This is a genomic window from Thermostichus sp. MS-CIW-30 (genome assembly GCF_054058015.1).
The window spans coordinates 20,382-44,250 of the sequence record NZ_JBSRZW010000022.1 but is presented as its reverse complement, the minus strand read 5'-3'; the positions used below and the strand labels follow the sequence as shown (position 1 = coordinate 44,250).

At 59.5% G+C, this 23,869-nt stretch carries 19 protein-coding genes, 2 tRNA genes, 1 other RNA gene and 2 pseudogenes; 15 read left to right on the top strand and 9 right to left on the bottom strand.

Features of this window, described 5'->3' with window-relative positions; genetic code table 11:
* The first annotated feature begins 58 nt into the window (after positions 1-58).
* On the top strand, positions 59-352 hold the full coding sequence (gene gatC / locus ACVWXW_RS10305) for an Asp-tRNA(Asn)/Glu-tRNA(Gln) amidotransferase subunit GatC (RefSeq protein WP_414350806.1): 294 nt from the start codon (positions 59-61) through the stop codon (positions 350-352).
* A 2-nt stretch (positions 353-354) separates the two neighbouring features.
* On the opposite strand, the gene ACVWXW_RS10300 is transcribed toward gatC, so the two are convergent.
* Positions 355-426 (bottom strand) — tRNA-Lys (locus ACVWXW_RS10300).
* A 100-nt stretch (positions 427-526) separates the two neighbouring features.
* On the opposite strand from ACVWXW_RS10300, the gene ssrA reads away from it, so the two are divergent.
* Positions 527-928: a transfer-messenger RNA gene (ssrA, locus tag ACVWXW_RS10295) on the top strand.
* A gap of 80 nt (positions 929-1,008) precedes the next feature.
* Here ssrA and ACVWXW_RS10290 read toward each other — a convergent pair.
* Complete coding sequence (locus tag ACVWXW_RS10290; protein ID WP_011433798.1) at positions 1,009-1,647, bottom strand: Crp/Fnr family transcriptional regulator; 639 nt, start codon at positions 1,645-1,647, stop codon at positions 1,009-1,011.
* Between the two features lie 306 nt (positions 1,648-1,953).
* Between ACVWXW_RS10290 and atpC the strand changes: the two genes are divergently transcribed.
* From atpC to ACVWXW_RS10275, 3 genes and pseudogenes are all read left to right on the top strand, one after another.
* Positions 1,954-2,367 carry an ATP synthase F1 subunit epsilon gene (gene atpC, locus ACVWXW_RS10285; RefSeq protein ID WP_011433800.1) on the top strand — a complete coding sequence of 138 codons (414 nt, stop codon included), beginning with the start codon at positions 1,954-1,956 and terminating at the stop codon, positions 2,365-2,367.
* A 273-nt stretch (positions 2,368-2,640) separates the two neighbouring features.
* Positions 2,641-3,812, top strand: a pseudogene (locus ACVWXW_RS10280) (RNA-guided endonuclease InsQ/TnpB family protein); the annotation flags it as partial.
* A gap of 39 nt (positions 3,813-3,851) precedes the next feature.
* Positions 3,852-3,974 carry a hypothetical protein gene (locus tag ACVWXW_RS10275; protein ID WP_457395383.1) on the top strand — a complete coding sequence of 41 codons (123 nt, stop codon included), beginning with the start codon at positions 3,852-3,854 and terminating at the stop codon, positions 3,972-3,974.
* Positions 3,975-4,087: 113 nt separating this feature from the next.
* Here the strand turns inward: ACVWXW_RS10275 and ACVWXW_RS10270 are convergent, their stop codons facing one another.
* Positions 4,088-5,641 carry a TolC family protein gene (locus ACVWXW_RS10270; RefSeq protein WP_457403755.1) on the bottom strand — a complete coding sequence of 518 codons (1,554 nt, stop codon included), beginning with the start codon at positions 5,639-5,641 and terminating at the stop codon, positions 4,088-4,090.
* 892 nt (positions 5,642-6,533) lie between these two features.
* Between ACVWXW_RS10270 and ACVWXW_RS10265 the strand changes: the two genes are divergently transcribed.
* The 4 genes from ACVWXW_RS10265 to ACVWXW_RS10250 all read left to right on the top strand — a co-directional run bounded on the left by ACVWXW_RS10265 (position 6,534) and on the right by ACVWXW_RS10250 (position 11,374).
* A complete protein-coding gene (locus ACVWXW_RS10265; RefSeq protein WP_414342953.1) occupies positions 6,534-7,898 on the top strand; it encodes a coiled-coil domain-containing protein in 1,365 nt (454 codons plus the stop codon).
* Positions 7,899-7,906: 8 nt separating this feature from the next.
* Positions 7,907-10,345 (top strand): primosomal protein N', encoded by a 2,439-nt coding sequence (gene priA, locus ACVWXW_RS10260; protein WP_457403754.1) that lies wholly within the window; start codon positions 7,907-7,909, stop codon positions 10,343-10,345.
* A gap of 112 nt (positions 10,346-10,457) precedes the next feature.
* Positions 10,458-10,829, top strand: a complete 372-nt coding sequence (locus ACVWXW_RS10255) for a YtxH domain-containing protein (protein ID WP_011433806.1) — start codon at positions 10,458-10,460, stop codon at positions 10,827-10,829.
* Positions 10,826-11,374 carry a hypothetical protein gene (locus ACVWXW_RS10250; RefSeq protein ID WP_011433807.1) on the top strand — a complete coding sequence of 183 codons (549 nt, stop codon included), beginning with the start codon at positions 10,826-10,828 and terminating at the stop codon, positions 11,372-11,374. The genes ACVWXW_RS10255 and ACVWXW_RS10250 overlap by 4 nt, the downstream gene beginning before the upstream one ends.
* Here ACVWXW_RS10250 and metG read toward each other — a convergent pair.
* Positions 11,371-12,927: a methionine--tRNA ligase gene (metG, locus tag ACVWXW_RS10245; RefSeq protein ID WP_457403766.1), complete on the bottom strand. Its 1,557-nt coding sequence runs from the start codon at positions 12,925-12,927 to the stop codon at positions 11,371-11,373. The two genes, ACVWXW_RS10250 and metG, sit on opposite strands and share 4 nt — an antisense overlap.
* An 87-nt stretch (positions 12,928-13,014) precedes the next feature.
* Here metG and ACVWXW_RS10240 point away from each other — a divergent pair, with 87 nt between their 5' ends.
* The 4 genes from ACVWXW_RS10240 to ACVWXW_RS10225 all read left to right on the top strand — a co-directional run bounded on the left by ACVWXW_RS10240 (position 13,015) and on the right by ACVWXW_RS10225 (position 18,857).
* Positions 13,015-14,886, top strand: a complete 1,872-nt coding sequence (locus ACVWXW_RS10240; protein WP_457403753.1) for an FAD-dependent oxidoreductase — start codon at positions 13,015-13,017, stop codon at positions 14,884-14,886.
* Between the two features lie 65 nt (positions 14,887-14,951).
* On the top strand, positions 14,952-15,242 hold the full coding sequence (locus ACVWXW_RS10235) for a hypothetical protein (protein ID WP_011433810.1): 291 nt from the start codon (positions 14,952-14,954) through the stop codon (positions 15,240-15,242).
* A 90-nt stretch (positions 15,243-15,332) separates the two neighbouring features.
* A complete protein-coding gene (locus ACVWXW_RS10230; protein WP_457403752.1) occupies positions 15,333-16,589 on the top strand; it encodes a DUF815 domain-containing protein in 1,257 nt (418 codons plus the stop codon).
* Between the two features lie 171 nt (positions 16,590-16,760).
* A complete protein-coding gene (locus ACVWXW_RS10225; protein ID WP_457403750.1) occupies positions 16,761-18,857 on the top strand; it encodes a hydantoinase/oxoprolinase family protein in 2,097 nt (698 codons plus the stop codon).
* Positions 18,858-18,874: 17 nt separating this feature from the next.
* Here the strand turns inward: ACVWXW_RS10225 and ACVWXW_RS10220 are convergent, their stop codons facing one another.
* The gene (locus tag ACVWXW_RS10220; protein ID WP_457403749.1) at positions 18,875-20,029 is read right to left on the bottom strand and encodes an RNA-guided endonuclease InsQ/TnpB family protein; all 1,155 of its coding nucleotides are present in this window, start codon (positions 20,027-20,029) and stop codon (positions 18,875-18,877) included.
* A 411-nt stretch (positions 20,030-20,440) separates the two neighbouring features.
* Positions 20,441-20,513 (bottom strand) — tRNA-His (locus tag ACVWXW_RS10215).
* A gap of 68 nt (positions 20,514-20,581) precedes the next feature.
* On the opposite strand from ACVWXW_RS10215, the gene ACVWXW_RS10210 reads away from it, so the two are divergent.
* Positions 20,582-21,382, top strand: a complete 801-nt coding sequence (locus ACVWXW_RS10210) for a photosystem II S4 domain protein (protein WP_457403748.1) — start codon at positions 20,582-20,584, stop codon at positions 21,380-21,382.
* A gap of 49 nt (positions 21,383-21,431) precedes the next feature.
* Here ACVWXW_RS10210 and ACVWXW_RS10205 read toward each other — a convergent pair whose 3' ends face one another.
* The 3 genes from ACVWXW_RS10205 to ACVWXW_RS10195 form a co-directional block, all read right to left on the bottom strand.
* Positions 21,432-22,343 (bottom strand): homogentisate phytyltransferase, encoded by a 912-nt coding sequence (locus tag ACVWXW_RS10205; protein WP_414409144.1) that lies wholly within the window; start codon positions 22,341-22,343, stop codon positions 21,432-21,434.
* Between the two features lie 8 nt (positions 22,344-22,351).
* Positions 22,352-22,840, bottom strand: a complete 489-nt coding sequence (locus tag ACVWXW_RS10200; RefSeq protein ID WP_414381600.1) for a YceD family protein — start codon at positions 22,838-22,840, stop codon at positions 22,352-22,354.
* An 89-nt stretch (positions 22,841-22,929) separates the two neighbouring features.
* Positions 22,930-23,541, bottom strand: a complete 612-nt coding sequence (locus ACVWXW_RS10195; protein WP_414413913.1) for a Jag family protein — start codon at positions 23,539-23,541, stop codon at positions 22,930-22,932.
* Between the two features lie 79 nt (positions 23,542-23,620).
* Here ACVWXW_RS10195 and ACVWXW_RS10190 point away from each other — a divergent pair.
* Positions 23,621-23,804 (top strand): annotated as a pseudogene (locus ACVWXW_RS10190) (hypothetical protein); the annotation flags it as partial.
* Between the last annotated feature and the right edge of the window lie 65 nt (positions 23,805-23,869).

Genomic DNA, 23,869 nt, shown 5'->3' with positions numbered 1-23,869 from the left:
GTTGATCTCGGCTACCCTGGGCTAAGTCAAGTCGATAATCTGGGAGCCGGAGGAGAGGATGCTGAAACGGGAAGAAGTCCAACATGTTGCTCACTTGGCTCGTCTGGAGCTGACCGAGGAGGAAGAGATCCAGTTCACAGAGCAGCTAGCAGACATCTTGGCCTACGTGGAGCAACTGAAGGAGCTGGACACGGAGGGGGTAGAGCCCACCTTTCACGTCCTGGACATGGAACTGCCCACCCGCCCCGATGAAGTCGAGCCCTACCCGGATATCGAAGGGATCCTGGCCAACGCCCCTGATCGAGCTGACATGTTCTTCAAGGTGCCCCGCATTTTGGAAGGGGAAGACTGACATGGGTCGGCAGGGATTCGAACCCTGGGCCAATCGGTTAAAAGCCGAGTGCTCTACCGCTGAGCTACCGACCCAAGTTTGCAGCTTCGTCATATTAGCAAAGCTTCTGTCACATTCGCAAAGGTTCTGGCCGTATCCCCAAAAATCTTGCTATGCTGGTCTCAAGTCAACCCTGGGGCTGTAACGGTTTCGACGGGGTGGCGAACATGGGTTCATGAGGCAGGTCGGGATTGAGCTTATCCCGTTACCACCAGGCTCAAAAAAGTACGTGCGAACAACGTCGTACCCTTTGCTCGTAAAGCGGCTGCTTTGGCTGCCTAAGGCTCAGTAACCGAAAACTTACTCTGAGCTCGAGGATCTGCTCACGACCCCGTTAAGTGGGCGGATCACAACCCCAACGGGTGCAGCTCTCTACTCTGGCTCCGTCGAGGGAGAGACTAAGATTAGGCGGAGAACTCCCATCGCTGGGATCCAAACGGCGATCCCCGCCTCGAGGGTCAAAGAGGCTAAACCTGTGAATGAGTGATCCCTCAGTACCCATCTCGGACACGGGTTCGACTCCCGTCAGCTCCATCTCCCAGCAGTTAACTACGAGCCAAAAACTGCCAGCTTTCAGCCATGCCCTAGGAGCAGATCCTGCTCAGTTTCTAAAGGTTTTACGGAGCGTGGGCGAGTTTGATGACAAGGTGCCGGTTTTTGTCCACCGCAACCCAGCCCTGCTGGCGAAAGCGGTTTAGGAGACGGGTAATGGTGACCCGGGTAGTGCCGATGGCATTGGCCAAGTCCTGGTGGGTAAGGCGCACTTGCAGGCGCACCCCTGTTGCAACCGGGGATCCCAGCTCCACAGCCAAAAGGGAGAGCAACTGGCGCAGCCGATCCTCTACCCGCCGCCGTCCGGCCAAGGCGAGCAATGCTTCGGTTTGGCGCAGCCGACGCACCACCTGCTTGAGCAGCCCTTGACTCAGGATCTCTGAGGCTTCCACCTCTGCTGCCGGCAGCCGCAGCACATCAACTGCCGTCAAAGCCTTAGCTTGGTAGGGATCCAGCATCGTCAGCGGGGATCCCAGGGGCATGGAGGGGCCGGCAAACCCCAACAACGCCTCACCGCCATTGGGATAGAGGGTGGTCAACTGTACCACGCCCCGACAGACGATCACCCATTCCTCAGGAAACAGAGGGATAACCTGGCCAGGAGTGTAGGGGGATAAACTGCGGCTGCGGTAGAGGTCTTCCAGCAGTTGGCGCTCCCGTGTGGACAGGCCGGCAGCAAAATGGCTAGGCATCGCTTCAGGCATAGGCTGGCTCCGCTAGGAAAACTGGGCGCACCAGTCGTTGGGCTCCCCCTTGCAAACCAACAGCAATGGGCTGGCCGTCAATGCTGAGGTTGGGGCATGAGATAAGTGTTCCCGACAACACCTTAGCGCTTGCCTCCCAGTCTGAAGTAAAGGCAAGGTTATGTCCAGGTTAAGTGTGGCTGCCCCGAGAGAATAAAGACAAAAGGGGAACCAGGCAAAGCTGCAGGGATCCTAATCCGCTAGGATCGAAACCAGGGTGCTCCGCACCGTCGACGCGAAAGTGCTCAAGCTTTCAGGAGATCTGTCGTGACGCTGATGGTTCGTGTGATTACCCCCGACCGCACGGTTTGGGATGCCCCCAGCGAGGAAGTGATCCTCCCTGCCACTTCGGGCCAATTGGGCATTCTCACTGGGCACGCCCCCCTCTTGACCGCCATCGGCAATGGCGTTATGCGGGTCAAAGCCGATGGAAAGTGGTTGGCCATTGCGGTCATGGGCGGATTTGCAGAAGTCGAAAATAACGAGGTAACCGTCCTGGTCAACCGAGCAGAGCGGGGTGAAAAAGTGGATAAGGCAGCGGCTCAGGCCCTCTTGGACGAAGCAAGCAAAGTTTTGAATACCAGCAGCGACAAGCAAGAGCGCTTGCAAGCCAAGTTGGATCAACAGCGAGCCAGGGCCTTGATCCAAGCTGCCGAGATGGGCAGCAAGACTGGAAGCTGACCCTGTCCCGGCGCGGGATCTGCAGATGGAGCTCAAGCTGCAGGAGAGATGGAGGGGCTGAGGCGCAGCCAGGGGGCCATTTTCGATCTTTGGGGATTGGCTTTGTTAGCTAGACCGGCGGGAAGCCCCGCCTTCTGTTAGTGACTAGTGACTAGTGGCTGGTCACTATCCACTCACCACTATCCAGGGTAAGGGTCGGGATAAAAGGCGAGGACACGATGCTTCGTCCTTACTGGTGCTATGACCGGCGTAGCAGGATTTTATACCCTCATCATGAGAACTGCTTACCAGTATCGCTTACGCCCTACTTCTAGCCAAGTTGCTCTGATGGACCAATGGCTAGACTTGTTACGCAAGCAGTACAACTACCGCTTGGCAGAGCGCTTTGCGTGGTGGGAACACAATCGCTGTGATATCAATGCTTGTCCCTTAATCTGTCACTTGCCTGAGCTGAAAGACAAGCCCGATTTCTACTCCCAGAAACGGGATTTGGTGAAGACGAAAGCCCTGTTTCCGCAGTACAGAGCAGTCCATTCGCAAGTCCTCCAGAACTGCATAGAGCGAGTGCACAAAGCATTCGACCGGTGGCTGAAGGGGGACTGTAACGGCAAGCGGGCAGGGAAACCCAGATTTAAGGGAGCTGGGCGGTATCGCTCCTTCAGTTTCCCCCCGATGCAACAGGACTGCATTTGCGGGCAGTTTATCCATCTGCCCAAAATCGGTGCTGTTCGGATAATTCAGCACCGTCCTTTGCCTGACGGTTTTGTCATCAAGACCGCTACCATCAGCCGCAAGGCAGACGGGTGGTATGTGACCTTGAGCCTGCAAGATTCGTCCGTCCCTGAGTTTACTCCTGAGTCTGCAACGCTGGAAAACACTACAGGGATCGACGTGGGACTGGACTCCTTTTTGGTGACCGACGCGGGGGAGTCTGTTCCAGTTCCCCAGTACTATCGCAAGGCAGAGCTCAGGCTCAAGAGGTTGCAGCGAGCCTTGTCTCGCGAGAAGAAAGGGTCAAACCGCCTATGGCTAGTGACTAGTGGATAGTGACCAGTAGATAGTGAATAGTGACTATCCACTAACCACTATCTCAGCGCAAAGATTTTCATGACAAAACAGCGAACTGGCTGGTAAGCAAGGGCAAACATATTGGGTACGAAGCCCTGAATATCAAAGGTATTGCGAGGACGAAGCTAGCAAAATCTACCTATGATGCTGGGTGAGGACAATTTCTGCAAATGCTGGCAGTCAAGGCTGAAAGAGCTGGGCTGAGGGCGATTGCAGTGAATCCCAACGGCAGCAGTCAAAACTGCTCTCGGTGCGGTCAAAGAGTACCGAAAGCGATTCAAGACAGGTGGCATTCTTGTTCCCATTGTGGGCTAGAACTAGGGCGCGACCACCATGCGGCCATCAACATCAAGCACAGGGCGGTGGGGCATCCCGTTCTTTTCGCGTCAGCGGGACGTAGTCCTCAAGCGCAGGAAATGTCCTTTTCGCGCCAGCGGCGCGGAGCGCTAACCGGAGTCACTGTTCGCGTCAGCGGGACGGAGTCCTTGAAGCCCGCACTCTCTCGCTTTGGCGGCGCGGAGCGCTTTGCGTCAGCATGAGTGTGGGAGTATGTCACAACAGCTCAAGTTGGAATAGAACTGTTTCGTCGCGGTATCCATAGCACCCCTCTCCTTTTGGAAGAAGGGCTGGGAGTGAGGGAGAAAGGCTCAAGTCAAAGGCTGCCAATGGCCCGTTTCAGTTGTACCAGGGCGCGATTGTAGGCGATTACAGCATTGGAAAGGTTGCCACGGGCAGTGGTGAGGGCAGCTTCAGCATTGATCACCTCCGTTTGGGTGCCCACCCCCGCTTGCAGGCGCAGCCGGGCCAAGCGCAGGCTCTCTTCTGCTGAGGCAATTGCCACTTTGGCCGAGTCGATCTGTTCACGGCTGGAGCTGAGGGTCAGAAAGGCTTCTTCCACCCCCCGCTGGATTTCGTTGCGGGTGCCGACGAAGTTGCTCACGGCCACCTGTCCATCGATCTGGGCTTGGCGGGCTTGGGCAGCCGCTTCTCCTCCATCGAACCAAGTCAAGCTGAAATTGGCTCCCACCGAATAGCCAACATCAAAACTGTTGCGGCTGGCGTTGAAATCGTTAACGGCATCGAGGCTGGCGAACAAGCCAATTCGGGGGCCATTGCGGGCTTGTGCCAGGCGCAGGCGGCTTTGGGCCTGCTCCAATTCTCGGCGCCGGCGCTCCAATTCCTGTCGTTGGGCAAAGGCAGCAATGATGGTCTCTTCCAGGCTGAGATCCCACTCCCCCATCGGCTCAATGCGGTCGCTGGCCAACACGTCGGTGGGGCTGGGGAAATTCAGCAGTTCGGCCAGGCGGCGGCGATTCAGTTGTTGGGTGTTTTGAGCCGCCAGCAAGGTTTGTCGATTGTTGGCCAATTCCGTCTCTGCCTGGAGAATCTCAAAGCGGGTACCCAGCCCGGCCCGTTCTCGGGCTTGAGCATCCCGCAGGGTGGCTTCGGAACTTTCGACGGCAGCTTGGCTGATGGCAACCCTGGCATCTGCGCTTTGCAGATCGTAGTAGGCATTGGCCACAGCTTGTTTGACCGTCTGCAGCGTTTGCTCCAGCTGCAGTTGGGCGATGCGCAGCGCTTCTTGGGCCAGCTTCAGGTTTTGCTCCCTAAGGCCACTGTCAAAGGCGGTATACTCCACCCGCACCACACTGGCCGAGAGGGTGTGGGATTCGCGCCTTGGCCCACCACCAGGAGAGGGAGCCTCACTGTACTGGTAGTTGGCACGGCTGGAGAGGGTGGGAGCAAAGGCAGCTTGAGCTAGAGCTACCCCGGCCTCGGCCCGCTCGACAGTCAGTCTGGCCTGCTGCACAGCCGGGTTCTGGGCAACGGCGATCTCCAGAGCTTCTTCCAAAGACAGGCCCTCCCTGCGCTCAATGCGCACCTGCAAGGGGGATTGGGGCACCACCAATTCTTCAGCCTTGGAAGCCCCCTGCAAAGCCAGGTCAGCCGCAGGGGTAGGGTCAGCAGGGTTGGAGGGAATCGATAGGGTGGGGGGGGGTGGGGGGGTGAGGATTTCGCGGCTGTTGGGCAGAGCAAAGGCAGCAGAGCTGGGAGATTCCGGCTGAGCAAGAGCAGGGACAACCCAGAGCAGGCTCAACAGTAGGCCACAGGGAGCAGAACAGGCAAGGCACAACTGGGATCCCGCCGAGTTTGTCTGCCGTTGAGGAAGTTGAAGCGGATCCCTGGCTCCATTTTGCATCGCCATCGTGCTGTCATTCTCAACATCACCCCTAGCAGTATCGCAAAATGAAGGACAAAGATAAGACGGTTTTCCGCAGGCTCGCTGGCTGCCCTGTTCGGGCCAGTGGAAGCGAGTCCTCGCATTTGCCCCTGCAACGATGAGGCCGACCTGCGTCTGCCAGGAGCTCCGAGCACGGGCGGGACTCCTCTACACTCAGCAGAGACGCTTGGATTGAGACCGAGTCGATTTAGATTTAGACTCAGTTTAGAATGGTGGGGCCATCTGTCCGTGATGGCGGGGGTGGGTGTTGTGGGCGATGAAAGGGGGCAAGGTGGCAGACTCTCAGAGCATGACTCTAGTCAATAATAAGCTCAACTATACTGAAAATAATGTATAATATGTTCAGTACGGATTACTACCAGTTGATCTTTCTGTTTACTTTCGAGTCTGCCAACATGGTAGCCAAAGCAAAGCAGAAAATTGGTAGTAAGACGACACGGAAACTGCGCTTTGGGTATTCTACTCAAAGCTTTGCGGGATACCGCCATTCTGTTTGGACTCCGTCCCGCTAACGCGAATGGAAACAAACAGAATGCTATCGCTGCATAGTTGAACAGTGATGTTCAGCAGTGTTCAGCGTAAATGTATCAGCACGCCCAAGCAAGGGGAGACCTCTTCCGGTCGGGATCGGGCCTCGCGGCCGAAAAAAAGTAAGCCAAGCCCTTCTGCCCAGTCCGGGGATTTGGGAACCTCAGAAGCAAGAGCGCGGCCAAAACAGGCCGATAGCACTCCGCGCCGTGCGGAGCAGCAGGAGATTTTACAAGATCACCCTTCTGGCTTGAACCCGCCCAAAAATCTCTCTATACTGCAGGGAACTTTATCATTTGCTCCCGCTTCTTCATCTCTCCTTCAACCTATGCGTGCTCCCTCTTCAGGTGACTCGGATCCCATCCTTTCAGAGACTCATGCGGGCTGTTCAGCATCCGAACCGGATCCCAGCACGGAGCGCCATTTGGCCCTGAGGCAGCAACAGCCCTTGGAGAGCCGTCTGCTCAAAGCCGAAGCCGAGCTCCAAGAGCGGCGAGTTCTTCAGGAACAACTGCAGGCTTTGCACCAGAAGGTGGCCGAACAAGAGAAGGCGCTGCAGGAGCGGGAGCATCTCTTGCAACAGTTGCAGCAGACTTTGGCGGCTCAGAAAGTCCAGATCTCGGATCAGGAAGCTCAGCTTGCTGCTCGGCAACGCTTAAATGAACGGCAGCGGCAGGATATCGAGGCCCTGCAGGAGCAGATTGAGCAGCTACGCTTGGCCCACGCTCAGGAGCGCCGTCAATGGGAACAGCGCCAGCAGGAGCTGCAGGCCTCTCTGCTGGAAGCCCAGGATGTGGCGGAAAAGCGGGTGGAAATGCTGCAACGCTTTAAGGCAGAGCTTTCTCTGGCCCGCACTCAAATTGCCGAAACTCAGGCGGAGCTGAGCAGCCTGCGGGCTTTGTACAGCGACCAACAGGCAGCCTGGCAGGAGCAACGGGAACACCTCGAGGCCCGTTTGGCGGGCTATGCCGAGACGGAAGCCGAGGCCGAGCAGCGCTGGCGGGAACAACGGCAAGAGCTAGAAGCAGCCCTGGCCGAAGCCCAAGCTCAATTGGCGGCTTTGCAAGCTCAGCAGGAGCATCTGCGCCAGGGATCCCTGGCGCAGCAACAGCTTCAACAGCAGTGGCAGGCCCAGGCCGAAGCGCTGCAAGTGGCCCTCTCTCAAGCCCAGGCGGAAGTTACCCGTTGGCAGCAAGAGCACCGCCATCTGCAGGAACAGTACGCCCAAGCCCAGCAGCATCTCTCCGCCATGGAGCGGCAGTTGCAGGCTGCCTTGGAGCAGTTGGCCGCCCAACCCGACTGGCAGCCACAGTTGCGCTCTGCGCAGGCAACCATTCTCCATCTGCAAGAAGAAATTGCAACCTTGTCCACGCAACTGGAGAAGCAAGCAGAGCAGATCAAAGCCCTGCAAGGGGAGCGTGCTGCCCTGTGGGAAGAAAACCGCTCTCTCCGAGAAAAATACGAGCAGCAGCAGATGCATGTGCTGAGCTTGAAGGCGGCTTTGGAACGCAAAGGCTTGGATGTCCCACCTCGGGCCGATACCTCCAGCGCCCTCACGCGAACAGAGTCCCTTGGCCAGGCTCTGTCTCCAACCCCTGCTGCCAAGCCTACAATTCAGCCCCTGGCCCAACCTCTACCGTCTCGGGCAAGCAAGCGGGCGGTCGATCTGCCGAGGTTTCTGCCCCGTCCGTGAGGGATCCCGTGTTGCAGCCTGTTCCTCCCCGCTGGCTGGAAGTGTGGGTGGATCATCCCCAGTTGGGGGGTTGCTTTACCTATCGGGTGCCAGAGGGATCCGCGCCAGAAGCGGGCGACCTGCTCAGCGTACCCTTTGGTCAGCAAATGGCGGGGGCAGTGGCCTTGGGTTGGCGCTCCGAGCTGCCGGCAGGGGTGGATCCGCAGTCGGTGCGGGAGATCGAGGCGGTGGTGGCCAAAGGGATCCTGCCCAAAGAATTCTGGCCCCTGCTGCAGCGGGTGGCCGACTATTACCTCACCCCTCTGGCCCAGGTGGTGCGCACGGTATTGCCCCCCGGCTTGCTCAGCCGTTCTCAGCGGCGTGTCCGCTTGCTCAGGCTCCCTGCCGAAGGGGAGGAATGTTCGCCGGCTGCCCAAACCCTGCTGCAGCTGCTTCAGGCCAAAGGGGGAGAGCTGTCTTGGCGCTATGTGCAACAGCAGGTGCCCACTGCCGCCCTCGCCCTGCGGGAACTGCAGCGACGGGGTTGGGTGGAGAGCTTTTGGCAGGAGCAACAGGGGGGCAGGGTGAAAACCCAGCTGGCCGCCAGTCTGGCCGACGACTCCCCAGAGGGGCTGAGCCTCCCTCAGCAGAAGGCGCTGCAGATCCTCAAGCAGAAGGGGGGAGAGCTGCTGCTCGCCGAGTGGGAGCGCCTGGCAGGAGTGAGCCGAGCGGTTCTGCAGGGGTTGGCCCGCAAAGGCCGTGTCCACCTCTACGAGCGCCCACTGCTGCGGCTGGGAGATGCCAGCCTGCCGGGGTGGCGGGATCCGCCCAGGCCCTTGACGGCCGCCCAGGCCCAGGCGGTAGAGGCGATCCGGCAAGCTTTGGGCCGGTTCCAGCGGTTTTTACTGCACGGGGTCACCGGTTCTGGGAAAACGGAAGTGTACCTGCAGGTGATCGCCCAGGTGCTGCAGCAAGGACGGTCGGCGCTGGTGCTGGTGCCCGAGATCGGCCTTACCCCGCAACTGATGGATCGGTTTCGGGCGCGGCTGGGATCCCAGGTGTGGTCCTACCACAGCGGCCTCTCCGAGGGCGAGCGCTACGACACCTGGCGGCAGATGCTGTCCTCCACTCCCCAAGTGGTGATCGGCACCCGCTCGGCGGTGTTTGCCCCCTTGTCCAAGCTGGGCCTGATCGTTTTGGACGAAGAGCACGACGACAGCTTCAAGCAGGATCAGCCCCAGCCCTGCTACCACGCCCGTCAGGTGGCCGAGTGGCGGGCCGAGCTGGCCGGTTGTCCCCTGGTCCTGGGCAGTGCAACCCCAGCGGTGGAAACCTATGCCGCCCATCTGCAGGATCCGCAGCGGTGGATCCGGCTGGCCCTGCCGCAGCGCATCCCCCAAGCTGGGATCCCGGCCACCCTGCCCCAACTGGAGCTGGTGGACATGCGCCAGGAGCTCCAAGCCGGCAACCGCAGCATCCTCAGCCGCCGTCTACACCAGGCCCTGCAGCGGACGCTGGACAGAGGGGAACAGGCCATTCTCTTTGTCCCCCGCCGCGGCCACAGCACCTTCGTCTTGTGCCGGAGCTGCGGGTTTGTCCTCACCTGCGAGCATTGTGATGTTTCTCTCACCTTTCATCTGGCCCATCTCGGCGGGCAGGAACTGCGCTGCCACTACTGCGGCGCCCGCCAACCCCATCCGCAGCGCTGCCCCGCCTGTGGATCCCCCTACCTGAAGCACTTCGGCACCGGCACCCAAAAAGTGGTGGAAGTGCTGCACCAGCATTGGCCCCAGCTCTCGATTTTGCGCTACGACAGCGACGCCACCCGCCGCAAGGGATCCCATCGCGATTTGCTGGAGCAGTTTCGCAGCGGCAAGGCCCAGGTGCTGGTGGGCACGCAAATGCTCACCAAAGGGCTGGACATACCCCAGGTAACCTTGGTGGGCGTGATGGCCGCCGATGGGCTGTTGCACCAAGCCGACTATCGCGCCGGCGAGCGCAGCTTTCAACTGCTCACCCAAGTGGCGGGGCGCTCGGGCCGGGGATCCCTGCCAGGACAGGCGATTATCCAGACCTATCTGCCGGAGCACCCGATTTTGAGGGCGGTACTGGCCCAAGATTACGAGGGCTTCTTGCGGGCAGAACTGCAACAACGGCAAGAGGGGGGCTATCCTCCCCATCGAGCCTTGATTTTGATCCGCTTGAGCAGCACCCGCCTGGAAGCCCTGGAGCGTTATTGCCATCGGGTGGCCGAACGCCTACAGGGGATCCCAGCAGAGGTGTTGGGGCCGGGGCCAGCTCAGGTGGAGCGGGTTGCCGGACGCTACCGCTGGCAGATCCTGCTGAAGCAACTGCCCGACCAAGATTGGGATCGCCCGAAGCTGGCTGCCCAGATCCAGGCCGCAATTGGCCATCCCCCCCAAGGGATCCGCGTCAGCCTGGATGTGGATCCCCTGCGGATTCTCTAGGAACAGTTGACCCGGCGCGGGGCAAGCCCGCCGATCCCGCGAGATCTTCCCGCGAGATCTTAAGGTAGTCTGGTTTCGGGGCCACCCGTATCCAACTCAACTCTGGCAAAGCATGGCTGAAAACCGGACTGGCGCGTTTATTGGTGGGCTGTTGCTGGGAACTGCTGTGGGCACCGCCATTGGCCTGCTCTTGGCTCCCCGCAGCGGACGGGAGACGCGGCGACTGCTGAAGAAATCGGCAGAGGCCCTGCCAGAGGTGGCAGAAGATGTGACCAGCAGTCTGCAATATCAATCGGAAAAGTTGTTCGACGCTGCCCAACGCAGTTTGGATGAGGCTCTGCTGCGGCTGCAGCAGGCAGTGGCGGTGGGCAAAGAAGCCATGTTGCAGAAGCGAAGGGAGCTGCTCCAAGCCCAGAACTCGCGTCCCTTTGGCGGGGAAGAAGCTGACCTAGAAGCTCGGGATGGGGAGGAGGCGGCGGGATGAACGACCCGGTCTTTTGGCTCGGCCTCTCGGTAGGCCTGGTAGCAGTGGGCATTTTGGCAGTGATCCTGACCCTACTACCTGCCGTCATTCAACTGGGTCGAGCTGCCCAGAGCGTGGAGCGCTTTTTCGACACGCTGCTGCGGGAATTGCCGCCCACGCTGGAGGCCCTGCGCCTGACCAGCCTGGAAGTGAGCGAGATTGCCGACAGCCTCGACGAAGGGGTGAAAGGGGCTGGGCAAGTGGTGAAGCAGGTCAACCGCTCCATCGAAGGAGCACGCACCCAAGCCCAGGGCGCCCAAGTCAATATCCGCAGCTTTTGGGCAGGGGTACGGGCAGCCTGGCAGACGCTGTCCGGCGAAGTGCCCCCCACCACTGGCGCGATTCACAACCCGCGGCTGCGCCCATCCGACCCATCCAACCGTTCTTTCTCCGCTGCTTCATCAACACTTCCCCTGGGAGGTGACCGCCCTTTTGCCGGCGGAGCCACACCAGAGGGATCCCAAGCCGCTGCCCAATCTTCCCGACCGGACATCGCCAATCCCTAGGCGTTCCTCAGGATCTTCTGAAAGACAGGCGTAGGAGGCTGGGGCTCTTGCCCGGGGGGAAGCTGGCCCCAAGTCGCATCGGGATCCCAGCGCAGTTGCAGGGTGTCGGCGAGGGAGAACCCCAGCTGCTGCAGGATCTTGAGGCTGAGAGCGGGAATGAGGGGGGAGAGCAGGACTGCCACCCAGCGCACACTTTCCAAAACGGCATAGAGGATCTGGGCCACCCGTTCGTTTTGCCCTTGCTTGTGCAGCGTCCAAGGAGCCTGCTCATCAAGGTATTTGTTGCTGGCCTGGGCTAAGCTGAGGGCTTTGCGGGCAGCAGAGCTGGGATCCAGCCGCTCGTAGGCGTCGGCCACTGCCGGGGCAAGGCGCTCGGCCAGGGTTTTGAGGGGGTGATCTGCAGGGATCCCGACGGCGGGAACGCGGTAGTCGGATTGATATTTCCTGAGCATGTTGAGGGTGCGGTTGAGCAAGTTGCCCAGGTCGTTGGCCAGATCGGCGTTGAGCACGTCAATAAAGCGGCCCTCGCTAAAATCGCCATCCTTGCCCAGCTCGATTTCCGTCAGGAAGTAGTAGCGCACGGCATCGGCGCCGTATTGCTGCACCAGCTCAAAGGGATCCACTGTGTTCCCCAGGCTTTTGCTCATCTTGAGGCCATCCTTGGTGAGAAAGCCGTGGCCAAACACCTGCTTGGGCAGGGGCAGACCTGCGGACATGAGCATGGCCGGCCAGTAAATGGCGTGGAAGCGGACAATATCCTTGCCCACCAGGTGCACATCCGCAGGCCAGTAGCGGCGTAGGGCATTTGCCAAGGTGGGCTCGTCGTCAGGATCCAAAGCAGCACTGATGTAGTTGATGAGGGCATCAAACCAAACATAAAGGGTTTGGCCGGGATCTGCCGGAAAAGGGATCCCCCAGGAGACGCTGGGGCGAGAAATGGAAAAATCCCGCAGGCCCTGCTTGACAAAGTTGATCACCTCATTGCGGCGGCTTTCCGGCTGGATAAACTCCGGGTGCTCCGCATACAGGGCCTCCAGCTTTTCTTGGTAGCGGGAGAGGCGAAAGAAGTAGTTTTCCTCGTCTTTCCACTCCACCTTCTTGGTGGGGTGCAGGGGGCAAAATCCTCCCTCCAGCAGCTCGGCCTCGTCTTTGAACTCTTCGCAGGCCACACAGTACCAACCCTGCTGCCGGCCAATGAAAATATCTCCCTGATCCCAGACCCGCTGAAAAAACTCCCGCACAATGGCCTTGTGGCGGGGATCCGTGGTGCGGATGAAGCGGTCGTGGCGGATGTGGAGTAGGTGCCACAGTTTCGCAAACTCGGCAGAAAACTCATCACAGTGCTGCTGCGGCGGAACGCCCCGTTCTTCGGCGGTACGCTGGATCTTCTGGCCGTGCTCGTCGGTTCCCGTCACCATCAGCACATCCTTGCCCCGCAGGCGATGGTAACGGGCAATGGCATCCGCCACTAGGGTGGTGTAGGCGCTGCCGATGTGGGGAGCGGCGTTGACGTAGTAGATGGGGGTGGTGATGACAAAGGTGGAATCCGGCATGAGCATCCGCAAGGCTTTCTCCCATGATAGAGGTTGCCGGAAAGTCCAAAAGGCCAAGCTGTAGCGTGGGTGGGGAGAGGTCATTCGATGAAACTTCAGGTCAACCTTCCGGGGTGGAGCGGTGTGGCGTTGGGAGCAGGGATCCTGGGCGCCGGAGCGGCTCTGGCCCAGCCCTTGCCGGAAACCCGCATCCCCTGTGAGATTTTCATCGCGGGGGGTGGGCTGGGGGGGGTGGCGGCGGCCTATGACGCGCTGCAACTGGGCCGGCAGGTGTGCATGACGGAGATCAGCGATTGGATCGGGGGGCAGGTGAGCGCCCAGGGAGTCTCCGCTTTGGACGAGCGACCCCTGCAGCGAGAAAATGACATCTTCCCCAAAGGCTACAGCGAGTTTCGCCGGCGGGTACGGGAAAAATACGGCGGGGATCCCAATCCGGGCAAATGCTGGGTGAGCGTGCTCTGCTTTTCCCCTCAGGTGGGCCACCAGGTGATTCGGGAGATGTTGGATCCCTATCTGCAGTCGGGGCAGTTGCGGCTATTTACGGAGACGGTGGTCAAAGACTTGGAGATTGCGGATTACCAAATCCGCAGCGTGCAGGCCATCCGCAACATCCCCAAACACGCCGGCGTCCAGCCAGAGAATCGAGGGGATCTCTCCAGCTACTTTCTCGATTTTTATCGTCTAGAACCTACCGAGGACTGGGACAAGGAGATCCTGCGCTTTGAGCCGCCGCCAGAACGCCAGGGGAAAACCCTGCCCTGGGTGGTGATCGACGCTACTGAAACCGGCGAGCTGCTGCCCCTGGCGCGGGTGCCCTACCGCCTGGGAACCGATGGCCAAAGCCGCTGGGAACCCAGCTCCAAGCCCTACGTGGATCCCTACTGTACCCAGGGCTTCACCTACACCTTTGTCATGGAGCGCTTCCCCGTGCCGCAGGTGCCGGTCAAGCCGGAGTTCTACAACGATCCCCTGCACGGCCCCTACTACAGTTACGAACACCCTCGCTTCAACTTTGCGCTGATCTTCACCTACCGCCGCATCCGGGGGCAGGTGTTCGGCTTTGGGGAAGAGGCCATTCGGGTGGGGGATCAGTCAATGCAAAACTGGACTTGGGGCAACGACTGGCGCATCACCGGCCCGGAGATGAACCTCATCCTTACCCACGAGCAACTGCAGGCCTCAGGCCAACTGCAGCCGGGCGGCTGGATGGGGGGCTTGCGGGTGGAAGCCCTGCGGCGAGCTGAGCAGCATGCTAAGGGCTTTTTCTACTGGCTGGTGGCGGGAAGGACGGATTTTCTCCTGCAACAGGAGGATCCCAACTTTCAAAAAGACTTCTACTTGCGCTATGCCTACCTACGGGGGCCCAATACCCCCATGGGAACTGCCAGCGGCCTCTCCAAGTACCCTTATATCCGCGAGTCGCGGCGCATCATTGGTCGGCCCAGCCTCTCCTACCCAGAAGGATTTACCATCTACGAGTCGGACATCACCACACGGGAATCGGAGCTAAACCGCGGGCGGCCCTTCATCTTCTACGACTCGGTGGGGGTGGGCCAGTACCCCATCGACTTTCACGACTGCCTGCTGCCGGGTTTTTCCCTGCCCCCCAGCAACAACAAAGACGCGCAGGCCCCCAGCTACCCTTACCAGATCCCCCTGCGGGCTCTGATCCCCCAGCGCATTGACAATCTGCTAGCCGGCAACAAAAATATCGCCACCAGTCGCATTGCCAGTGCCTCCTACCGGGTGCATCCGGTGGAATGGGCCATTGGCACCGCCGCCGGCCACACGGCCCACTTTGCCCTAGAACGGGATCTGATCCCGGCGGCGATCGTGGAGGAGCCGCTTTTGGATTTGCGGCTGTTGCCAGCTCTCCAGGCCCAAATCCAGAGCTTGGGCAACCCCATTCAATTTCCTGGCACCACCATTACCGCCACCGATTGGGCCCAATCCCGCTAGCCTAGAAAGGCAGGGTTGGGAGTTGACCGGTGGATCCCGTTGGGGTTGGACTTGTGGGCTGGGAGATGCTTCGCCCCTCTTTATGGGCCGCCACGGCTCTGTGGGGCTTAGGGCTAATGTGGGGGTTTTCGCCGCTGCATCAAAAGCTGCAGGAGAGCTGGGAAAAGCAATTGCTATGGGATCCCAGTGGAGCTTTGGCTTCCTTGCTGAGCACCCTTCCCTTTTTGCTGGCAGCAGGCTTGGTGGTAGCCCTGACGGAGATCTCCTTGGGCAAAAGCTGGGCCGTCTCCTGCGGCCTGATCGCCTGCGTCGGCGGAGGCCTCTATGAACTGGGCCGGCGGGACAATGCCAGGTAACTCAAGCGCTCCGTGTTGTTAACGCAACTACCCCCAGTCTCCTCCCCTAGGGAGCGGATAAGCAACGCCAAGTTAGAGCGGCTTCAAGCGATGACCCCCCTCCAAGAAGCAGCAGAAGCAGCGGCCAAGCTGCTGGTATTCCGGGACATCTGCACCCACCCCCTAGCCCTAGCCTGGCAGGAGCTAATCCAGCAGTTGATGAGTGGGGATCCCCTGCCGTGCTGGAGGGCCTACGGGCGCTGGTTTGAGCTTTTGGCCCGGCAGGGCCTGAGCTGGCGGCAATGGCTGATCCGGGAGATCCGCTGGGCCGATAACCCCTTTGCCCGTGCAGCGCTGCAGCCCCAAGGGATCCCAGAGCCTCTGATGCAGGCTGCCCGCCACGACCTGCGCTGTCTGCAAACCCTAGCGGACAGTCAGGAGACCATTGCCGAGCAGATGCAGGCGTTGGGGTTGGGGATCCCCTGGCCCGATGGGGAAACCGATAGCGCTGGCTGGGATCCCCGCTCTTTTGCCGATTGGGGCCTGAGCCTGGAGGACTTGATTGCCCACTATCGCCAAAGGGGGGTAGGGCTCTGTGGTCGCTACTGGGCCTTTCGCTGGGGGCCAGCAGGGCTAGAAGGGATCCCTGCTCCCGATCTGTCTGACTGGGAGGAGATCTACGGCTACGAACAGCAGAAACAGCAGTTGGCGGCCAACACCGAAGCCCTGCTGCGGGGGGATCCGGCTTTGCATGTGTTGCTCTACGGGGCGCGGGGTACGGGCAAGTCTTCCCTGGTGAAGGCGTTGTTGCGCCGCTACGGCCTGCAGGGGCTGCGCCTATTGGAGCTGCGACGAACTGACTTGGTTCAGTTGCCGGAAATTTTGGCAGAGCTGCGGGCGCAGGTGTTGCCTTTCATCTTGTTTGTGGACGATCTCTCCTTTGAGGCAGAGGAAACCGAGTTTAAGCAGCTCAAGGTGCTCCTGGAGGGGGATCTCGTTGCGCCGCCCCCCAACGTGCGCCTTTATGCCACCAGCAACCGCCGCCATCTCATCCGCGAGTTTTTCGGCGACCGACCCAATCCCCAAGATCAAGAAGTTCACGCCTGGGATACCGTACAGGAAAAGCTGTCGCTGCGGGATCGCTTCGGCCTCACCCTCACCTTCACTCCCTTCACCCAAGGCGATTACCTGGCAACCGTAGAACACCTGGCGCAGCGGCTAGGTTTCACCCAATCTTTGGATGTCCTGCGCCGCCAGGCCCTGATCTGGGCACAACAGCAAAACGGCTTTTCCGGTCGCACTGCCCGCCAGTTCTTGGATGCCGTTCGGGCAGGGCTGGTGAAAGGCAACGATGGACTTCCGAGCTAGAGGTGGTGACTATTCCAAACTCCAAAAAAGACAGAAGTTGCTGAGCTACACTCGCTACACGAAGGGGCGCCGGTCAGCCTGTCTCTGCCGTTACAAAAGCCAGGCGTCATAGCCATAGTCCGACCAAGGGCTGGCCCCAGAAGAAGGCAAAAGAAATGCACGATGGAAGCCATGGTCGCATCAGCGTTGGGTAGCAACCTCGATCCGGCCAATCTGGATCAGACGGAAGCAAGCCGAGGCTTGGCCCGCCTGGGGATCGATGTGGGGGGCACCTTTACCGATCTGGTGCTCTTGCAGGATGGCCAGATGCAGACGGCGAAGGTGCTGTCTACCCCCAGCCCTGAGGAGGGAGTCTTTGCGGCGCTGGACAAGCTGGGGGCGCTCCAAGGAGAGCTCCGGGTTGACCTGTTCTGCCATGGCATGACGGTGGCCACCAACGCGCTGCTGGAGCGCAAGGGATCCCCCACCCTGTTTTTGACCACGGCGGGCTTTCGGGATGTGCTGGCCATTGCCCGTCAAAACCGCCCCTCTCTGTATGACCTGACACAGCCCAAGCCGGAGCCAGTGGTGCCCCGCCACCATTGCCTGGAGGTGAAGGAGCGCTGCAGCGCGGGCGGAGTGTTGGAGCCGCTCACCGATGCCGAAATCCGGCGGGTGGTGCAGGAGGTGGGGGAACGGGTGCAGCGGGATGGGATCCGCGCTATTGGGGTGGGGTTTTTGTTTTCTTTTCTCTACCCGGAGCACGAACAGCGGCTGGGAATGGCCTTGCGACAGGCTTTCCCGGAGCTACATCTTTCCCTGTCTTGCGAGGTGGCGCCGGAGTTCCGAGAATACGAGCGCTTCAGCACCACCGCCATCGATGCCTACCTCAGCCCGGCATTGGCGGGCTACCTGCACCGCTTGGCCCAAGGATGTCGGGAGCGAGGGATCCCCCAACCGTTGATCATGCAGTCTTCCGGCGGGGTGACCTCCATCCCTCAGGCGGCGGCCCATGCTTCGGTGGCTTTGCTCTCGGGGCCGGCAGGCGGGGTTTATGGGGCGGCCTATCTGGGTCGCCTGAGTGGCTACCCCCACTTGCTCAGCTTCGACATGGGGGGAACCAGCACAGATGTGGCCTTGATCCAAAATGGGATCCCCCAGGTTACTCCCGCAGCGGTGGTGTGCGGCTTGCCCGTGCAACAGCCCCAAATTGACATCCACACCGTCAGTGCCGGCGGCGGATCCCTGGCCCATTTGCTGCCCGGCGGTGGGCTTCAGGTGGGGCCAGAGAGTGCCGGATCCAACCCCGGGCCGGCCTGCTACGGTCGGGGGGGAAGGGCTCCGACGGTTACCGATGCCAACCTCTGGCTGGGGTACCTGCCGGATGGCGGGCGGCTGGGCAACTCGGTGCAGCTACGGCGGGAGCTGGCGGAACAGGCTATTGCCACGCTGGCGGATCCCTTGGGTTTGAGCTTGCAGGAAACTGCCGTTGGCATTCGCACCTTGGCGAATGTCGCCATGTCGCGGGCCTTGCGGGTGATCAGCGTGGAGCGGGGTTTGGATCCCGCCGATTTTGCCCTGCTGGCCTTCGGCGGAGCCGGGCCCATGCATGCCTGTGCTTTGGCAGAAGAGCTGGGCATCCGCACGATCTTGATCCCGGCTGCCTGTGGGGTGCTCTCGGCGCTGGGAATGGCTTTGGCAGATCTGCGGCGAGACTATCGGCGGGCCATCCTCCAACCTCTGCGGCAGCTCACGTCCGATTCAGGGGGATCCCTGCTGGCTCAATGGGCAGAACCCCTGATCCGCCAGGCCCAAGCCGATCTGCAGGAGCCGGCGTTGCACTTCAGCTTGGACTTGCGCTATCGCGGCCAGTCTTTTGAGTTGGGGATCCCAGTGCGGTTGTCGGATCCGATTGCTCATCTGGAACAGCAGTTTCACCAGGCCCACCAACAACGCTATGGATGGCAAGATTCAGCCCAGCCGGTGGAGGTGATTCAGTTGCGTCTACAGGCGGTGCAGGCCCTACCCACCGTGCCTTTGACTGCACCCCCCCCCTTGCCAGGGGATCCCCTCAAGGATCGGCGAGAGGCATGGTTTGGGGGCAGGATGCGCCTGGTGCCGGTTTACGATCGGCAGCGCATGGATGTGGGGTTTCAACTGCGCGGGCCGGCAATTGTCGAGATGCCGGAGGCAACGGCGGTGATCGAAGCCGATTGGACAGGTGTCATTGACGAAGTGGGAACCCTAATCTTGAGCTGTGTTCGCGATAGCGGGACAAAGTCCTGGTAAACCACCCGACACCCGCGCTATGCGCAGGGTGCGGGCTTTATCCCAATCCCTAGCGGCCCCAGAGGACAGCTAAGTTTCGGAATTTCAGGCGAGTTTACAGTCGCCCCAAGAAGAGAGATCACTTGAGCAGCGTTATGGTCAGCATCCCCTTCCCATCCACAATGCCCACACTTGAACAACTTGCCGCTGCGGTAGGACTTACTCCGCTCAGGGTGGATGTGCAGGCATTTGTGGCAGGTCTGGCTGGTGTAGGCAGGTGGCACCAGTACCACAGGCACTCCAGCAATAGCAGCCTTGTAGGCTACAAACATCCTGAGCTGGTAGAACGCCCAGTTGTTAGTCCTGCGCCGCTCAGTCTTGCTCCGAGGCTTCTGATTCAGGCGCTCTCGAATGCCTGTCAAGTCTTCAAAAGCTAGTGCCGCACCAATAGCCTGGGCATCCCTGACCAAGGTTTTGCTGATGTTATGGTTCAGCCATGTCTGGTAGTGCCGTTCTCTCCCAGAGAGCCTTCTCAGCAGCCTCCTAGAGCTGCGAGTGCGTTTGGATTGAACCTTGGCGCGCACACGGCTGAACCGGTCACGGACGGCCTGGATGTGCTCTCCACTCCAAGAGCGTCCGTTGCTAGCGGTGGCGATATCCCGCCTGCCCAAGTCAACTCCGATTACCTTGGGAGTTTTGCCGGTTGGGGGAGTGTCCAGCTCAACAGCGATGTTGATGTAGTAGTCCCCTTGCTTGGTCTTGGACAGGGTTGCGCTTGTCGGCTTCTGGCCTCGCAGAAGCGCTATCTGGTAGCCGCCAATCTTGAGCTTGAGCCAAACCCGTCCGCTCATCAGGGTCACGCCCACGGCCTGGTCGGACTCTCGGTACTTAAAAGTACGAGCGTCCAAAGTCAGACTGGTGGGGCGGAACTTGTGGACTTGCTTCACCGCCTTGGCATTGCTAATCACCCGACGGAGCGCCTGACAGACGTGGTTGGCTTTCAGCCCCGTTGCTGCCCTTACCGGCCGATAGACCAAGTGGTGCAGCTTGGCGGTGTTCCAGCAGTTCTTTTGTTTGGCGGTGTCGAGAATCTGGTTGCAAGCATTCGCAAAGCCCTGCAAAGTGCGGTCAATTTCTTGACGCAACTCTACAGGGACTATCAGCTTGCAACGTACCGATATAGTCTGGCTCATGGGCCTATCGTAGCTCATCCAGGCTTTGACTAGCAGGCGGGCTTTCCTCCCGACACCAAGCCTGCGGCTATGGTGCGGGCCTCCAGCCCGAAAATTTGGTGAGTCCATCCGCAAGCAGAGCGTCATGGTCATTTCGATTCAAACTAGGATACTGTGCCCACACCCAAAACGTTGCTCGCGTCGGCGTTGCGGAGCAATAATGCAGGGGGCCAGAAGCTCACCCTAACCTGAAAGACCACAGCAGAGCTTGTTTTGAGAGGGAGAGGCAGGTGCTCCAGATCACCTTGACGAATACCTTCACGATTTTTGCGTCCAGATAGGGTGTTGTCTGTTTTCGTTTGTCAGGGTCTAGATAGATGGACTGGCCTCTGCAGCCCTTGCCCTGACTGGATTTTCGCGATTTCCCTCAAGGGCGGACGATGGGACTCGAACCCACGAATGGAGGATCCACAATCCTCTGCCTTAACCGCTTGGCTACGCCCGCCGTGATTCCGGCTATCTAGCTTAGCATGGAAAAAACGGGACTGAACCACAGAGGTCGAAGCACCCCAAATGCTACCCAGAGCCGATTTGTTGCGAGGGGCAGAGCATCGAGAAACCTTGGCACGGGTCTTGGATTTGGGAGAGCAAGCTCTCAAAACCTGGCAAGTGGTCTGGAGCGACTTCCTTTCCCCACCCGAAATAGCGGAGGTGCAAGCTCGGCTGCGCAACTTGACCGAACTACAAGTGGGGGCCTGGGGAGGGTACCCCCAAGCAGAACGCCAACGCATAGCCCTGGCCCGCTCTGAGGTGGGCCTAGATGTCCGGGATCCCAAGCCCGACCCAGAAGGGATCCCATTGGCCGCCATTCAGATCCAGGGCAACTTTCTCTTCGACCCGGCTACCCACCGCGATTTTCTGGGAGCCCTTTTGGGAGCCGGCATCGCCCGCGAGAAAGTGGGAGACATCCTCCTGTTGGGGGACTCAGGCGCCCAGGCCATCGTTGTGCCCGAAATGGTGGATTACCTCACCCTAAACCTGACTCAGGTGCGCACAGTGCCTGTCAAAGTGAGCCGGATCCTCCTGAGCCAGTTGAACATTCAACCCCCCCGCGTCAAATCCATCACCAGCGTGGAAGCCTCTTTGCGCCTGGATGCGGTAGCCTCAGCTGGGTTTGGCATCTCCCGCAGCAAGATGGTGGAAGAAATCCAACGGGGGGAAGTGCGGGTCAATTGGAAGCCCATTACCCAAGCCAGCTACACCGTTGGCCCTCAGGATTGGATTGCCATTCGCGGTCGGGGTCGGCTGCAAATCGAAGAGGTAGCCGAAACGAAAAAAGGCCGCTTTCGGGTGCAAATGAGGCGGTATCTCTAGATTTTTTCCTGTCTGAGTTTGGGGAGATCGTTACCTCCAGGAAAATGCTCTAGAAAAAAGAGAAAAAGGCCCAGGGATAAAGCAAATACTCCAAGTAAAACAACTTCCAGATCAGTTGATAATAGCCAACGATCGCATCTCGGCGGTTGAGATCCAGATGAACACCATAGCCCAAGAGGATCCCCAGCCCCAACACATGGCTCACCAACAGCCAGAGGCCGTTGCCCGCAAGGAGAAAAGAGATCCCCACCCCGATAAATCCCAGATAGCACAAGGCCAAAATGCTAATGCAAAACCTTGAGATCCGCCCTGGCCCAAAGCGCAGCGAGAAGGTGGCAATGGCAAACTGGCGATCCCCCTCCATGTCGGGAATATCTTTGAAAAGGGCGATCACCAGCCCAAAAATCGACATAAACCCCGTCAGCCAAACAATCGCAGCCGAAAGCTCGACCCTTCCCTGCATCACCTGCTGAAAATGGCTGTAAAGGCCCAAATTGACGATCAAACCCCGCACGCTGTAGATGCAAGCCGAGGCTGCCAGCGGAAAACGCTTCAACCGCAAGGGGGGCAGCGAATAGGCCGTGCCGATCCCATTGCTCAAAAGCACCGTCAGCAGCAGGTAGGGGATCCCAGCCATGGCCAGCAGGACGGACGCCACCCCACAACCCACGACGATCCCCACCCCCTGTCGCCAACTCAGGGATCCAGCAGCCAAGGGCAAATGGGGTTTGTTGATGCGGTCGATTTCAATATCCGTCAGTTGATTCAAGCCGACGATGTAGACATTGGCCGCCAGACAGGCCGCCCAAGCCCAGACCAACTGGGGCAGCGCCGAGAGAACCGGTTGCAGGGATCCGGCAGCCACAAACCCCGCCAACAGGTAGAGGCCCACCACGCTGGCGCTGGTGCCGTAGACGGTGTGGGGTCGAGCAAAACGCCAGAGAACTTGTGGGCGCAACATCAAAAAAGCTAGGGAGAGTCTTCCAGGAGAGAAGCTAGGGCTGCCCAGCGGGGATCCGCCGTTGGTGCTGTAGCTTCCACCGCAATGCCCGGACAATCGGGACGGCAGGGCAACTGGCGGGGCATCTCCAAATGCAGGTGCTGGTACATCCAGTCTTCGACATCCAGCTCACCATTGGGGGGCAGGCTCTCCAGCAGATCTTCTTCGTCTTGCAATTCCAGCTCCAAGGGGAGAGGTTCGGGATCCCGAATCAAAATGATCTCCTCAACTTCCAGGTGCAGCCGGTGGTTGAACTGCTGTAGGCAGCGGTGGCAGGTGAGGGTGACAATGGTACGAGCTTCAGCACTCACTTCGAGAAAATGGCCCCGATGGCTGACTTCCAGGGATCCCTCCACAGGGGTCAAACTCTCAAAGCCCGAAAAAAACTGCCTAAACTGCAATTCTTGGGTTTGACCGGGCATCTGCCGCAGATCCGATAGACGAATTGGCCTCAGCATGGCACCCCCCTTCACGCGTTTTGGGTAGCAGGGATCCCTGTCGTCACCGTAGCAAGAGGGCCAACTTGTTCCCAGCCCTCTGCCCACTCTCAAGATGGGGAAGCTGCCCGACGGATAACCAAGCGCCGGTCAGGCTCTTTGCCACGGCTGAAAGTTTCCAGATCGGCATAGGCAGGGTCATTCAAGAGAGTATGAATTTGCCGACGCTCGGCAGCCGAGAGATCGGGAAACTCGTATTCCCGGCCAGTGGCCCTCACCTTTTCCACAGCAGCGGCAACCAAAACCTTCAGCTCCTGCAAACGCCGCTGCCGATAGCCGTCCAAATCCAAAATGTAGGGCTGCTGCTGGTCTTCCGGCTGGTTCAGGTTGAGAAGGGTGTTGGCCAGGTACTGCAACGCATCCAGCACCACGGGGGAGCGATCCTCCTCTTGAGGGGAATCTCTGGAAGATGGAGAGGGCAAGGGGGGGGCTTTCGCCAACAGCAGCCGCTTCTGAGCTGGGGTCAAAGAGTCTGCCTCAATTTCCAGCACCTCCCCCACCACCCGCACCGCCGCTGGGATCCCCATAGCCGCCAGCACCTGCTGTAACCACTGCCTGGCTCGCTCTTGATTGGCCGCAAAGGTGGACTTGTTTGGCGAAGGGGCAACGGTTCCCTCAGATTTCTTAGCAGCAGATCCCGTAGAAGACTTAGGACGGCTCATCCTGGGCAGCTTCCAACTTTGAAGAGCATGACTCTAGTCAATAATAAGCTCAACTATACTGAAAATAATGTATAATATGTTCAGTACGGATTACTACCAGTTGATCTTTCTGTTTACTTTCGAGTCTGCCAACATGGTAGCCAAAGCAAAGCAGAAAATTGGTAGTAAGACGACACGGAAACTGCGCTTTGGGTATTTTACTCAAAGCTTTGCGGGATACCGCCATTCTGGTTGGAAACAAACAGAATGCTATCGCTGCATAGTTGAACAGTGATGTTCAGCAGTGTTCAGCGTAAATGTATCAGGTATCAACACTCCACCACAAGTC

Excerpts from the sequence above, each read along its gene's own strand:
- ACVWXW_RS10265 (WP_414342953.1), top strand. The coding sequence starts at position 6,534 with ATGCGTGCTCCCTCTTCAGGTGACTCGGATCCCATCCTTTCAGAGACT.
- ACVWXW_RS10250 (WP_011433807.1), top strand. The coding sequence starts at position 10,826 with ATGAACGACCCGGTCTTTTGGCTCGGCCTCTCGGTAGGCCTGGTAGCA.
- ACVWXW_RS10195 (WP_414413913.1), bottom strand. The coding sequence starts at position 23,541 with ATGAGCCGTCCTAAGTCTTCTACGGGATCTGCTGCTAAGAAATCTGAG.
- ACVWXW_RS10235 (WP_011433810.1), top strand. The coding sequence starts at position 14,952 with ATGCTTCGCCCCTCTTTATGGGCCGCCACGGCTCTGTGGGGCTTAGGG.
- ACVWXW_RS10290 (WP_011433798.1), bottom strand. The coding sequence starts at position 1,647 with ATGCCTGAAGCGATGCCTAGCCATTTTGCTGCCGGCCTGTCCACACGG.
- ACVWXW_RS10220 (WP_457403749.1), bottom strand. The coding sequence starts at position 20,029 with ATGAGCCAGACTATATCGGTACGTTGCAAGCTGATAGTCCCTGTAGAG.
- ACVWXW_RS10210 (WP_457403748.1), top strand. The coding sequence starts at position 20,582 with ATGCTACCCAGAGCCGATTTGTTGCGAGGGGCAGAGCATCGAGAAACC.
- ACVWXW_RS10270 (WP_457403755.1), bottom strand. The coding sequence starts at position 5,641 with ATGGCGATGCAAAATGGAGCCAGGGATCCGCTTCAACTTCCTCAACGG.
- gatC (WP_414350806.1), top strand. The coding sequence starts at position 59 with ATGCTGAAACGGGAAGAAGTCCAACATGTTGCTCACTTGGCTCGTCTG.
- ACVWXW_RS10225 (WP_457403750.1), top strand. The coding sequence starts at position 16,761 with ATGGTCGCATCAGCGTTGGGTAGCAACCTCGATCCGGCCAATCTGGAT.
- ACVWXW_RS10200 (WP_414381600.1), bottom strand. The coding sequence starts at position 22,840 with ATGCTGAGGCCAATTCGTCTATCGGATCTGCGGCAGATGCCCGGTCAA.
- ACVWXW_RS10230 (WP_457403752.1), top strand. The coding sequence starts at position 15,333 with ATGACCCCCCTCCAAGAAGCAGCAGAAGCAGCGGCCAAGCTGCTGGTA.
- ACVWXW_RS10255 (WP_011433806.1), top strand. The coding sequence starts at position 10,458 with ATGGCTGAAAACCGGACTGGCGCGTTTATTGGTGGGCTGTTGCTGGGA.
- ACVWXW_RS10275 (WP_457395383.1), top strand. The coding sequence starts at position 3,852 with ATGTCCTTTTCGCGCCAGCGGCGCGGAGCGCTAACCGGAGTCACTGTT.
- ACVWXW_RS10205 (WP_414409144.1), bottom strand. The coding sequence starts at position 22,343 with ATGTTGCGCCCACAAGTTCTCTGGCGTTTTGCTCGACCCCACACCGTC.
- ACVWXW_RS10240 (WP_457403753.1), top strand. The coding sequence starts at position 13,015 with ATGAAACTTCAGGTCAACCTTCCGGGGTGGAGCGGTGTGGCGTTGGGA.
- metG (WP_457403766.1), bottom strand. The coding sequence starts at position 12,927 with ATGCCGGATTCCACCTTTGTCATCACCACCCCCATCTACTACGTCAAC.